The sequence below is a fragment of the Bradyrhizobium sp. 139 genome, from assembly GCF_023074175.1.
Lineage (GTDB): Bacteria > Pseudomonadota > Alphaproteobacteria > Rhizobiales > Xanthobacteraceae > Bradyrhizobium.
Genome location: NZ_JADPKS010000023.1, coordinates 1 through 12321 on the forward strand (window position 1 = coordinate 1; position 12321 = coordinate 12321).

The following is a 12321-nucleotide window of genomic DNA, read 5'->3' on the forward strand; positions in this document are numbered from 1 at the left end:
GCGGTAGTTCACGGTGATCCAGTAGCCGTAGAGCTTGGCGACGCCGTAAGGCGAGCGCGGATAGAACGGCGTCGTCTCCTTCTGCGGAATCTCCTGCACCAAGCCGTAGAGCTCGGAGGTCGAGGCCTGGTAGAACCGCGTCTCCTTCTCCATGCCGAGGATTCGGATCGCTTCCAGCAGCCGCAGCACGCCGATCCCGTCCTCCAGCGAGCACAGCTCGGCGCCATGCATCTTGATGGTCGCGGTGAGCCCGTTGCTGCGGATCACGTGGGTGTTTTCGCTCGTCGGCGACATATCAAACAGAATCCGATCTATTGTCCACAGTCAACAATTTAGATCTGGCGCGGCGGCTTTCGCCGGCTGGTCACAACCGAAATGAAGACTGCCCTGCTCCAGCTGTGGAAGTTCACTTGGATGAGCGTGGGCCAAAACGGAATGGGAAGGGCCGGAATCTTGCACAAGGCGCTGTACCTGTTCAGCAACTGGAGGCGATCCAGATTCTTAATTCACCAGCCCAGGGCGCGCTGTGTTTAGGAACCTCCCAATCGCCATCCCTGCAATTTTTGAATATGCAGCGTGATTTTCGCCAGAATGCAGGGATACCGCGATCTTAGTCTGCCGAAACAAGCATATATCTGCACTCACTAGGTGGCATTCTCCCTAATTGGAACAGCAGGGAGGCTTCGTGACCGGCAGCAGGGACGGTGCTAAACTCGAACAGAAACATCGGGCAATCCCCCTGGCAGCCGGCGGCTGCGCTTTGACCTGCCAGCGAACGCGCCTCGAGCAATAGGTGACACAGATGCCGGCCAGGCGATCGGATGATGAGACGGTCAACGAACTGCTGAAGTTGGCTGGTGTTTCGACCGGTGATCGCAAGGCGCGTGCTTGGATCGAAAGTGCGTTAGCAGCTTCTCGCGCTCTCGCCGCCCAAGAACCGCGACCGTCCCCCGCCAAACACAACGCACCGCTGGAAGCAATTGAGCAGGCCACTGACCGGTTAATAGCCGCCCTTAACGCATTGAGAAATCAAGGACATGCCCATGTAGGTTTCTGGAGATTTGCAGCGCGCGGGCCTCTTGGCGCCCCCAGCTTCGAGACGCCCGTCGTCATGTCTACCCTGCAAGTCATACGCCGCGCGGCGCGCGCGGCGCGCATGACCCAAACGGGTCGCCCGCGGAACTATCGCAAACAGCACTTGGTGAACCTGGCGCTCGCATTTTGGGCAAGGTTTTCGCCCAAGCGACCGAGCAGCGACGCGAAAAACCAGTTCGTGGACTTTGCCAGCGTGTTCTACGAGCGGGCGACAGGAGTGTCGATCGAGGGCAAGGGACACGGCATTGAGAGGCAAATCAAAGTGGCGTTGCGACGGCTGCCGATTGAAGCGCAGCGCGCAACACTGCTGCACGTAAGTCCGTCGAAGACTGCCTGAGCTCATTCTTCTCACGGGTTCGGCATCCTGTGCAACTTAGGGCAGTGTGCTTCGCCTTCGACCAAGCCCGCAGCAACGCGAGCCGGGCAAAAACGTGCCAAGGGGTCGACGTCGGCAATCGTGAAGATCTAGTTCTTCCAAAGTCAGTGCGCGCCTGGAGCCAAAGATTGCCTCCTGGTAGCACTGCAGCGATCGTCGCTGGCCGTCGGGGCCGCCGACGGGACAAAATTCACCGCAAATCGTCTTGAGTTTCGTCCTTCACTTGCGGTCCACCACGGGCATTGTTGCACTTTGCAATCACTGGAGTGCTCGATGTCAAAGACCGACTCGGACCGACTGACGGTCGAACACTTGTCCCCTCAGGACCTGAGGCCGAACGTCAGCAACACCAAACTTCACCCCAAACGGCAGATTGAAAAGATTGCCAAATCGATCAAACGGTTCGGCTTCGCCAACCCCGTGCTGATTTCGGATGACATGGAAATCATCGCGGGTCACGGCCGGGTGGAGGCTGCGAAGCATCTCGGGCTGAAGCTGATCCCTGTTGTACGCCTGTCCGGCCTCACCGCCGTGGAACGCCTCGCCTACACCCTCGCGGACAACCGGTTGGCAGAGTTTGGCCGCTACGACCGTAAGCAACTGGCGATCCAGCTCGAGCAGCTCACGCATCTCGCATTTGACGATGTTGAAGTGACAGGCTTCTCCCTGGGAGATATCGACATTCGTCTCGACCGACCCGTGGAGCAGAACGGCCACCCTGTCGGTCCCGACGACGCATTGCCAGCGCCAGAGAGGCGGATAGTGTCGCGCCGGGGTGACCTCTGGAAGCTGGGTGGTCATTACCTCCTGTGCGGCGATCCCACCAGCGCCACCGATGTGCGACGCCTCATGGGCGGCCAGCAGGCCGAGGTGGTTTTTCTTGATCCGCGCCGGAATCTTGGGGCCAGCGCGAGGTCGGAAATGGAGGTCACTGAGGTCCTCTCGTCCTCCCTGCGGCTTGCAAAAGGAGCCTCCAAGCCGGGGACGATCATATTCGTGTTTTTGAGTGGGCTGAATTACGAGTTGTTCACTGCGGCAAGAGCCGAACAGCTGCCGCTCGAAACCGTAGTGGTTTGGGCGAAGCGCGGTGCTGGAATGGGTGGTCTCTATCGATCGCAGCATGAGCTGATCGCCGTTCTCAAGAATGGCGACGCTGCCGATCTCAGCTCCTCCTCGCTAGCCCAGCACGGTCGTCATCGCAGCAATCTCTGGAAGTATGCCGAGGGCGCCTCCTTAGCGGGCCACGACGAAACGTTGTCGATGCACCTCACCTGTCGGCCCGTTGCGCTCATCGCCGACGCCATCCGGGACGTGAGCGGCCAGGGCGCCATTGTCCTTGATACGTTCGCGGGTAGCGGCAGCACGCTGATTGCCGCCGAGAAGACCGGGCGACGCGCCTATCTGCTCGAGGTCGAGCCCGCCTGCTGCGACGTCATCATCCGTCGCTTTCACCGCTACACCGGCCAAGCCGCACAATTGGGTGGTGAAGGCCTGACCTTCGGCGACGTCGAAAAAAACCGGCTTGCCGACCGCATAAGGCTTGAGCCCCTCGATCAACCATAACCCAAATAGGTTGCATGGCACGCAAGTCAAGCACGCAAGGTTCTCGGCCCGGCAAACCGGCCTTTAATCCTGTCGCCCCCTCCTTGCCTCCTGCGGACGAGCCGTACAAGGTTGGGCCAGGACGTCCGCCAAAACAGCATCAGTTCAAGCCCGGACAGAGCGGCAACCCCAAGGGCGCCAAGCGGAAGGCGCCATCGCTCATCCCCGATCTCAAGGAGCTATTCGAGCGCGCATTCAACCAGAAAGTGAAGCTGGCGCAGGGGGAGCGGGAGCGAGTCATCACTATGTGGGGCGCCGGCATGCAGCAACTCGCCGTTCAGTTTGCGAAGGGAGACCGGCATGCGCGTCACGATGCTTTCTGGATCGCCGAACGCTTGGGCTCTGAGTTTTTGGGGCCAAAAAAGATCCTCGGTGATGTTCTCACCGGAGATCGTCAGGCCATCCTAGACGCTTATGTCGCACGGCAAACGCAGCCTTCGGTCTCCTCAGCGCCGTCCCCGGTGCTCGCATCACCTGAGTTGTTGGATGACGAGCCACCAGACGAAACCGACAAAGTGTCACGCACATGACCGCGCCGACACGTATCGAGCCAGCTCCAGACCTCGTCCTGCAAGCATTACTTGCCCATGATTTAACGGCGTTTACGCAATTTGCTTTTGGCGTGGTGCGGCCGGGGATCCTGTTCAGACCGAACTGGCATCTCGAGGCCGTCACCTACAAACTGTCCCAAGTCGCTGCAGGTCGCATCCGACGTCTCATCATCACGCTGCCCCCGCGCTCGCTGAAGTCGCTGTGTGCATCGGTGGCGTTGCCGGCATGGTTTCTCGGACATTCCCCCTGGGAACGCGTGGTCGTGATCTGCTACTCCGATCTTCTTGCGCGCACCCACGCGAGCGACTTCCGCCGCCTGGTGAATGATCCGCTCTATCTCGCTAGCTTTGCCAGAATGCGCATTGATCGTGAGACCGACCGCGAGATCGTAACCACCAAGCGTGGCAAACGCATCGCGACCTCGATCGAGGGAACCCTCACAGGGCTCGGGGGAAACCTCATCGTCATCGATGATCCTCTTAAACTTGGCGACGCCATGTCGGACACGGTGCGGGCGCGCGTCATCGAGTGGTACCGCTCCACCCTGCTTTCGCGCGGCGATGACAAGACCACCACGCGTATCGTTGTGGTCATGCAACGGGTCCATCAAGACGACCTTGTCGGCTACCTGCAGGAGCAAGGTGGCTTTGACGTCCTCAATGTTCCTGCAATTGCGCAACACTCGCAAACCTATGACCTCGGTCGTGGCCGCACCTACAGGCGACAGCGGGGTGAGCTCCTCCACCCTGCGCACGAGTCGGTCGAAGTGCTGCGCGAACTGAAGCGTGAGATGGGGCCAATCGCTTTTTCGGCACAATACCAGCAGAATCCGACCCCGCCTGGCGGCACGATCATCAAGAAGAGATGGCTCGTGACCTACGATCAGATCTCATCTGAGCCTGGCGATCGCATCGTTATGAGCTGGGACATCGCTCTGAGCGAGACCGAATCTGGCGATTATTCCGCCTGTGTCGTTCTGCTGGTTCGCAAGGAGATCGTATTTGTTCTCGAGGTGGTGCGTGGCCGGTTTCCGTTCGAAACCTTGAAGCGAAAGATCATGGAGATCAAACGGAGGTACCGATCATCAACGCTTTTGATCGAGGTCTCTCCGATCAGTCTGGGCCTCATTCAGAGTCTGCGCGAGCAATCCATCAATGTGACGCCCTACAAGCCGGGCACTGACAAGCGTGCGCGATTGATTGCGCAGACCGATCTGTTCGCCGGCGGATCAGTCCGGCTTCCCGGACGCGCCGGATGGCTGGAGGAATTTGTGGCCGAGCTGCTCGCATTCCCAGGTCGCCACGATGACCAGGTTGACGCGCTCACCCAAGGCCTCGCTTGGGGCCGTGAGCACTGGAGCAGTCGAACCTTCATCGGCACTTACCGGGGAGCCTGTTAGGTTGGGTGCGCGCGATGGGGCGCCGTCGTGCGGCGGCACGGCTCCGCCTTCGTGAGAACTGCTCGGCGGCGGCGGTGCTGCCGGGGTTGGTCAGACCTTCTGCTTTTTTACTTCCCGGCGTTCCGCAGACGAACACCCGGACCGCCGCCGTTCTCATCGATGAATTCGACGCCTCCCGCCTCAAGTGCCCGCCGAAGAGCTTCCTTATTCGCGGCAGTCACCGGGATCTGTCCATCCATAACTTCCACCCTGCGGACGGTCGCGACGCCCACTTTAGAGGCCTTGGCCAGATCTAGTGCGCTCCACCTTAGCAAGGCGCGGGCTGCCCGCAGCTGTGCGCTAGTGAGCTTCATGATCAGCCTTGACTTTTTCATATGATATTGTATAATTAATACAATGCATGAGGAGAGCTCTTGATGTTTGATAGCACCAAACAACTAGCTGATTCATCGGGCCGCCGCGCCTTTGTCGGTGGCTCGGACGCCAGGATCATTATGGGAGTAGATGAAGACAAGCTCGTCCGTCTTTGGCGCGAAAAGCGGGGGGAGGTCGAACCCCAGGACCTGAGCCAAGAACTGATTGTCCAACTCGGCAGCATTACTGAGGACCTCAACCGAACCTGGTACGAGCGCAATAGCGGCCACACGGTCGAAGCCATTCAGCAAAAGGTCCGACACCCGATCCACAAATGGATGGGCGCGACACTCGACGGTCGCGTTCAGCAGACGGGAGCCGTGTTCGAAGCCAAGTTCATGCTGCCCTGGAATTTTTCTGAGGAAGCAGCCGCCGAAAAATATGTGGCTCAGCTGCAGCACAACATGTGGGTCATCGCCGCCCGCTCGGCCGTGCTCTCAATCATCACCGGTGGCGGCAAATGGGTTGAGATCACTATCCATGCCGATCCACTCTATCAGCACCTGCTGCTGACAGCCGAGAGGAAGTTTTGGCGTTGCGTTCAGAGTGGCGAGCCGCCTGTTCTGTTCAACATCGAAACGCCACGACCCCGGCTTGAGGCGATCAGGGTCATGGACATGTCCTCCTCCAATCACTGGGCGGAGCTGGCCGCCACCTATCTTCGAACCCGTGAGGCACACGGAGAGCATGAGCTCGCCAAGACTGAACTGAAGAAGCTCATCCCGGAGGACGCCAAGGAAGCCGCAGGCCACGGCATCAAAGCCAAGCGCTCCAAGTCGGGCGCAATCAGCTTCGAGGCGCAGCCTACGGAGGGCGACCATGCAGCAATCCAGTGAGCGGATCGGCGCCATCGCTGCAGCCCTCGCCCGGGCCCAAGCCGAACTGACGAACCCAGAGAAGACACTGACCGCGGTTATCCGCTCGCCGTTTCCGCGCGAGGACGATCGCACCTTCCGTTACGCCTCCCTTGCCTCCGGTCTTGAGATCGTTCGCAAGACCTTAAGCCAGCAGGAGATCGCCACCATCCAGACCACCCGGATCGAGGCCGCCACGGCCCAGATCCATCTCACGACACTGCTTGCCCATTCCTCCGGCGAGTGGATCTCGTCGGAGTGGCCGGTCTGCGCCGCCAAAGACGTGGAGGCGCCGCACCGGATGGGGGCAGCCCTCACCTATGCACGGCGCTATGCGCTGTTCGCCCTGGTCGGGATCGCCGGGGAGGACGATCTGGATGCTCCCGACGCGCTGGGCAGCCCATTGAGCGCGGAGCCGCAACCACGTCTCGGCGCAACAGCCAGGCCGGCCAAGGGCGTTCTCAACCGTGCGACGGTGCTAGACCCACCGCGCTCGGCTGAGCTCCGCGAGCAGCTGTTGAGTCAACTCGAAGCTCTGCAGGCTGACGAGGCCCTCCTCGCCTGGGCCAAGGCCAGCCTGCCGTTCAAGAACACCCTTCTGGAGGCGGATGCCCGGCTGGTCGAGTCCGCCTATCAAACCAAGTTTGAGGACCTCACCAGTTCGCCTGGCATCGAGGTCGAACCAACCGCCGAGCCATCGCCGGAGTTGCTCACGGGTGCCGCCGCAGTCACCGACCCGGCGCTGCAACCTTCGGGACAAGAGGCTGGGCTCACTTATCCCAAAGAACCTCCCCGCAAGCGAAGCAGGGCCCATTTGTTGTTCGTCCGACAGCAGCCCTGCTTGGTTTGCCAGCAAACCCCGTGCGATGCCCACCACCTGAAGTTTGCCCAACCCAGGGCTCTCGGCCGCAAGGTCAGCGATGAGTTCACCGTCCCCTTGTGCCGCGCCCATCACCAGGAACTCCACCGGCACGGCAATGAAAAAGCCTGGTGGGTCAACCTGCAGATCGCGCCATTGCCAGTGGCGCAGGACTTGTGGTCGGCGAGCCCCGTCCACGATTCGGCCAACATCACGCGGGCGGCATTGCCCGTGAACCTTGGACCGGAGGGCCTACCGCGATGAACGAGCCTTTCCAAACGGCGCGGCAGCCGACCGCGATCGCGCTGCCGGTCGAATTGGCGGTGTTGGCGCCGCCCTATCGCCCGCCGCGAGAATCTTGACGACTGATGCGCTGCGGCAGGCGATCTTCGCGGACGTCGTGCCACGCCACGATCGGCCACCGAGTGGGCTGCTGGTGATCGAGGTCACCGAACTCTCCTGGAAATCCAAGGCTAAGGAGTGTTGCGCCACAAACTTCTGGAAATCTATCCGCAAAAAGCGATCTTACGGCGGGTCGACCTGTGCGGAATTGCCGCCGAGTGCGGCGGTAGCGGATCGGGCCGGCTCAAGGCCCCTCGCGTCGACTTGAGGCCAGGCCCGGCATAGACACGCATCGGGACAAGATCAGAGCGACACAGGCTCGATCTTCGCAACCCGCAAACTTCTAACTCCGACCGTATTTCTCCGGCAAAAGTGGAAGGTGCGACGGCCAAAGCGGTCCGCTTGGTCCACGATATCAAAGTGCTACACGGAGGCCTTAGCGCTGGAGCCGGTCGGCGAGCGCGAGATGTAGGCGGGACTGTCACAGTTGTCGATGCAGCAAGGGCGCGTCCCGGACCCGATAGGCCGCTCGGATCGCCACGCGTCCCAATAGCAAAGGTCTTTCAGGACGATGAAACGGCCTTTGCGTCGGCGTGGTCACGAACGGACGCCTGTTCGCCCGCGCGCTCGTTAGACTTGGAGTTGCGCAACAAGAACAGAGCTCTCCAATCGAGCCGGTGGCCAAACTCAATATAGCGATAGCTCAAAGCGCTCAGCGCGAGCACTATTGCGAGATACGGCAATGACAATCGAAGCGTGTCTTTCAACGAAGAAGTATCCGGCGGGATCATTTCGACCATGACGATCGAATGCCATGCATAGATGCTGTAGCACATGCATCCTATGACTTGAATTGCCCATGATTCGAATACACGATTTGCCGACCATGCCCCGCACAGCACCGCAAGCAACACCATGGAAAACCCGGCGCAAAATACCGTTGTATAGAGAATGCTCACGGCCCAGGGGCCGTGATCCTTGAGAAATATGGCCGCAATCATCAGCAGCCCCCCGGGCAGCAGCCCATGCGAATGGAATTGCCTGAGCGAGGCGCTGTCCCTGGACTTGACATAAAGATCGCAAACCAACATTCCGAAAATGAATTGGTAGCACGACCCGAAGATGCCGCCCACAAACGGGCGAAATATGCCGATCCGGTCGACCGCGATAAGATTTCCGGCCACCACGAAGGCTGAGCAGACGATCACGCTCAACAGCACCAGCCTTTCGAGGCTCCACCGCGCGATCAGAAGGATCAGCAGCGGAAACAAAAGGCTAAACCAGACTTCAACACCGACGGACCACAACACGGGATTGGACGGAGGCATAAATCCGTGCGGCACAAAAATGAAAAGTGTCGATAGGAGTCCGCCAAGCTCCATATACCAGCCATGCGATCCAGCGGGAGATTTGGCATGGAGTGCAACCGTCACGAGGACGACGATATAGTAAAGCGGAAGCAACCGGGCAGCGCGATGCCAATAGAAATCCGGAAAGTCCGCCAGCCGATTGATCGCTTTCTTTTTCGTGCGATAGGGAAGGTACAGAACGAATCCAGAGAGCACAAAAAAGATATTTACGCCCAAGAAGCCGTGCTTCGCGACAGTGGCAAGAAGACCATTGGGATCGAGCTCGCCGGGAAACGACGGCGTGCTCGATGTAAACGGAACGAACAGGTGAAAGACGATCACCATCATAATGGCGAGTCCACGAAGGCCGTTAACGGCCCCGATCTTCTGCGCGCCGCTTTCTGCGATCGCGGCGGAACCTGGAGATTGTAATAACAAGATCGGCGATCTCGGCATTTCGTGGTTTGCTATTTGCAATACTGGCCAGATTGAACGGCCTGTCAATCGACAGTGCTGCCACATCAATCATCAGGACACGATACTGAACGAGCGCGGCCCAGGACGAACGCGCGAACAACGTGCCTTCAAATAGTCAACTACGGGATATAGACGGCAGGAGGCTTGCTTTGGGGCATAATTGTGAGAGCGCACGTATAGCTTGATGACAGGGCTCCTTATCATATTTGTTCTGCTCGCGATTGGCTTCGCTGCCGGCTATGGCACGCGCGAGCTAATCTCGCGCAAGCGACACGCGGAGTACCTGCATTTACAGCCGTACATTTCGCCCGCGCTCAGACCCAAGCAATCATCTTCTGATGAACGCACCAAGACGCTACATGCCGCGTCTGAACCGCCAATGGCTGAAAGACGACGGACGAACCACGACATCACGCGCTCGTTTCAGGACATTTCCATTCACGACCGCAAGCCAGAAAACCCGGCAAGGCCTGCCGGCGGAAACTTGCATCTGGTTCAGGCTCATCGGCCTGAGCCGGACGCTGGATCTTTGCAGCCCGCGAATTTCGAACAGAGCCTCGAGGAGTTGGTCGCACTCCTGCAGCGCCGCAGGCAGGACGTCTAGTCCACTTTACTTCCGAGTCGGTTGATCAGAAGTCTTTCGCCGTGTCTGCGAGTCGCTTTTTACAGCGTGGTAGTGCCGACTGCTTTGAAGCCGCTGCCCATTTTCGCGAAAGTGGCAGCCACAAATTGACTAGCAGGCGCAGTTAGAAAGTGGTATCTTTCTAGCGGCTCTGTGGTTGAAATGCGACGATCCCCCGTGTGCAGGACATCCTTGGCGCACATGCAGGAGGGTGGATTTTGATCTTGCTGTTGATAGCAAGCGGCGTGGTGGGTCTTCTTTTGGGACGCGCCTTTCGCGCGTTCGTCCTCATTCCCGCAACGATGCTAATCATGGTTCCAGCGTGGTATTTGGGCACTGAGCAGGGTTTGTTGACTGGTGCGGTTTCATTTGTCGTCAGCGCTGTGGTCATGCAGGTGGCGTATTTCGCGAGCCTGCTAACCAATCTGCTTCGCCAGAACCTCTCCCTGCTCGATCAAGTACAGTCGGAGGCATCCCCGCCGTTGCCTGAATCACGAGTCGTACTCTAGTCAATCACTGGCGCGACAGTGGGCATGCATGCCGAGGATTTCGTCACATTGCGACGTGCCCCGGATAAGCCTCAATCTCGTTTGGTCGCGCGTGCCACGGATGATATTTTCCACGTCGACAGGGCCGTCGGTCTGCCCGTCGACCGGTTGCATTGTGGTCCCTGTCGGGATTTGCCAGTCGGTGCACCGCCGGTCATAGTCCGGCGTGCGAACACTTCGAAACCGTCAGCGGAACGTCTGGTCCCCCGCCACCTCAGCGCACGTCGCATTCCACACTGGACGCCACCTGAGCTCGATCTCCTCAAGAACTAGTAGCATTAAATCAGCAGTGACTCGCGCTGTTTGGGGATTGATGACAACGGCGAGGCGGATCTGGAACCGGCGCCTGTGAAATCCCCGGCCGATATTTCTCCATTGTGCAGAACAAGCGCAGAGATGGCCTCGCCAATGGACTTATGAAATGCAGATCAATTCGCTGAACCGATATGACTGCCGTCGATGGCACCTATCTTCTCTTCGCCGTCTTTGGCGTGTCCTGTCTTAAGATTGCTCCAACGTGTGTTTGGTTGACTGGAGGATCCAAGATGGAACTGCTGGCGAGAGCAGCGGCAGCAGGACGCCGTAGCGGCGCATGGGACGCATCGCAAGAGTCGATCGAAACGGATCAAGCGGCTGTAGCTCTCTCGATGCCAACACGATTGCGGCCGAAGCAGCGTCCCGGTCCCGTCATTCACCGGATCGATACCCGGCCGCTCGATATCGGCGCCGACGAGATCGTGGCGGTCGGCAAACTCCGCAATGAGATGCTGCGACTACCCGATTTCCTGCGCCACCATCGCCGGCTCGGGGTCAGACGTTTCCTCGCGATCGATGATCGCTCGGACGACGGCACGCGAGAATTCCTCCTCGATCAGCCAGATGTTCACGTATTCGAGATCCGCGAGCCGTTTGCAGAATCACGTGGTGGCGCGCATTGGACCAGCGCCGTGCTCGACCAATTCGCGCCGGGACGGTGGGCGCTGACGCTCGACGCCGACGAGCTCTTTGTCTACCCCGGCTGCGAAAATTTTGATCTTCGATGGCTGTGCCGCTACCTGGAGAGCGCAGGCGCGGATTGCATGACTGCGGAGATGATTGATATGTATCCACGCGTGCTCGGCGGCTCGGAACGCTACCGCGCCGGAGAGAGCCTTGTCGCATTCTGCCCCTACTTCGATTCAGATACCTATGTGAAGCGCCGTCGGCGCGGCTTTCCGACGAACTACCTGATTGGCGGAGCGCGAGCGAGACTGTTCTATGATGAGCCGATGCCGTCGAAGATCGCGCTCTACGACGCGCTCGTACGGCTGCTTGAGCCCTACGGACTGGAGCGGCTTCTGCCTGCAGTCAACATCACCCGCTGGGAGCCACCGCTGCTTACTAAGGTGCCGCTCGCGCGCTGGTTGCCCGGCCGTCGCTATATCGCCGCCGGTCACCTGATGGCCCCGCGCGGCAAGCCAGGGGACGTCACCGGCGCCCTGCTCCATTTCAAGTTTCTCCACGACTTCACAGACAAGGTCGCCATCGCCGTCCGCGAGGGGAATTACTACCGCGGATCGGTCGAGTATAAACGCTACGCGGAGCGGCTCGCCCAGGATCAGTCATTCGAACTCACCTATCCAAAAAGCCGGATCTACCAATCGTCGGATGATATTGTCAGTTGCGGTCTGATGCGCTTCTCCCCGGCCTACCGGGCCGCGATGCGACAACCCTAACCATCGCTTCCGAAACATTGGGCGCGATAGACTCCTTTTCTCGACTCGTCACCGGCTCCATCGTTCCACTTGATGAACTTGTTGGAAGACCGGTACCTGCCGTTCTGGAGCATGCAC

Annotated in this window: 11 protein-coding genes; 9 read left to right on the forward strand and 2 right to left on the reverse strand. The window is 59.4% G+C overall.

Features of this window, described 5'->3' with window-relative positions:
- On the reverse strand, positions 1-294 hold a 294-nt coding region (locus tag IVA80_RS05590), incomplete at its 3' end, for a GDP-mannose 4,6-dehydratase (protein WP_247426367.1).
- 499 nt (positions 295-793) lie between these two features.
- On the opposite strand from IVA80_RS05590, the gene IVA80_RS05595 reads away from it, so the two are divergent.
- From IVA80_RS05595 to IVA80_RS05625, 6 genes are all read left to right on the forward strand, one after another.
- The gene (locus IVA80_RS05595) at positions 794-1432 is read left to right on the forward strand and encodes a hypothetical protein (RefSeq protein ID WP_247426370.1); all 639 of its coding nucleotides are present in this window, start codon (positions 794-796) and stop codon (positions 1430-1432) included.
- Between the two features lie 312 nt (positions 1433-1744).
- Entirely contained in the window at positions 1745-3034 is a 1290-nt protein-coding gene (locus tag IVA80_RS05600) for a site-specific DNA-methyltransferase (protein ID WP_247426373.1), read from the forward strand.
- A 14-nt stretch (positions 3035-3048) separates the two neighbouring features.
- Entirely contained in the window at positions 3049-3603 is a 555-nt protein-coding gene (locus tag IVA80_RS05605; protein WP_247426377.1) for a DUF5681 domain-containing protein, read from the forward strand.
- On the forward strand, positions 3600-5024 hold the full coding sequence (terL, locus tag IVA80_RS05610; RefSeq protein ID WP_247426380.1) for a phage terminase large subunit: 1425 nt from the start codon (positions 3600-3602) through the stop codon (positions 5022-5024). Before IVA80_RS05605 ends, terL begins: the two co-directional genes overlap by 4 nt.
- Before the next feature lie 416 nt (positions 5025-5440).
- Positions 5441-6274: a YqaJ viral recombinase family protein gene (locus tag IVA80_RS05620; RefSeq protein WP_247426383.1), complete on the forward strand. Its 834-nt coding sequence runs from the start codon at positions 5441-5443 to the stop codon at positions 6272-6274.
- A complete protein-coding gene (locus IVA80_RS05625) occupies positions 6258-7415 on the forward strand; it encodes an ERF family protein (RefSeq protein WP_247426386.1) in 1158 nt (385 codons plus the stop codon). Before IVA80_RS05620 ends, IVA80_RS05625 begins: the two co-directional genes overlap by 17 nt.
- Positions 7416-8056: 641 nt before the next feature.
- Here the strand turns inward: IVA80_RS05625 and IVA80_RS05630 are convergent.
- Entirely contained in the window at positions 8057-9298 is a 1242-nt protein-coding gene (locus IVA80_RS05630) for an acyltransferase (RefSeq protein WP_247426391.1), read from the reverse strand.
- A gap of 205 nt (positions 9299-9503) precedes the next feature.
- On the opposite strand from IVA80_RS05630, the gene IVA80_RS05635 reads away from it, so the two are divergent.
- From IVA80_RS05635 to IVA80_RS05645, 3 genes are all read left to right on the forward strand, one after another.
- Entirely contained in the window at positions 9504-9923 is a 420-nt protein-coding gene (locus tag IVA80_RS05635; RefSeq protein WP_247426393.1) for a hypothetical protein, read from the forward strand.
- Between the two features lie 197 nt (positions 9924-10120).
- Positions 10121-10450: a hypothetical protein gene (locus IVA80_RS05640; protein WP_247426396.1), complete on the forward strand. Its 330-nt coding sequence runs from the start codon at positions 10121-10123 to the stop codon at positions 10448-10450.
- A gap of 584 nt (positions 10451-11034) precedes the next feature.
- Positions 11035-12204 (forward strand): glycosyltransferase family 2 protein, encoded by a 1170-nt coding sequence (locus IVA80_RS05645; protein WP_247426399.1) that lies wholly within the window; start codon positions 11035-11037, stop codon positions 12202-12204.
- The last annotated feature ends 117 nt before the right edge of the window (positions 12205-12321 follow it).

Coding starts and splice junctions, on each gene's coding strand:
- IVA80_RS05600 (WP_247426373.1), top strand. CDS start 1,745: ATGTCAAAGACCGACTCGGACCGACTGACGGTCGAACACTTGTCCCCT.
- IVA80_RS05605 (WP_247426377.1), top strand. CDS start 3,049: ATGGCACGCAAGTCAAGCACGCAAGGTTCTCGGCCCGGCAAACCGGCC.
- terL (WP_247426380.1), top strand. CDS start 3,600: ATGACCGCGCCGACACGTATCGAGCCAGCTCCAGACCTCGTCCTGCAA.
- IVA80_RS05620 (WP_247426383.1), top strand. CDS start 5,441: ATGTTTGATAGCACCAAACAACTAGCTGATTCATCGGGCCGCCGCGCC.
- IVA80_RS05625 (WP_247426386.1), top strand. CDS start 6,258: ATGCAGCAATCCAGTGAGCGGATCGGCGCCATCGCTGCAGCCCTCGCC.
- IVA80_RS05630 (WP_247426391.1), bottom strand. CDS start 9,298: ATGCCGAGATCGCCGATCTTGTTATTACAATCTCCAGGTTCCGCCGCG.
- IVA80_RS05635 (WP_247426393.1), top strand. CDS start 9,504: ATGACAGGGCTCCTTATCATATTTGTTCTGCTCGCGATTGGCTTCGCT.
- IVA80_RS05645 (WP_247426399.1), top strand. CDS start 11,035: ATGGAACTGCTGGCGAGAGCAGCGGCAGCAGGACGCCGTAGCGGCGCA.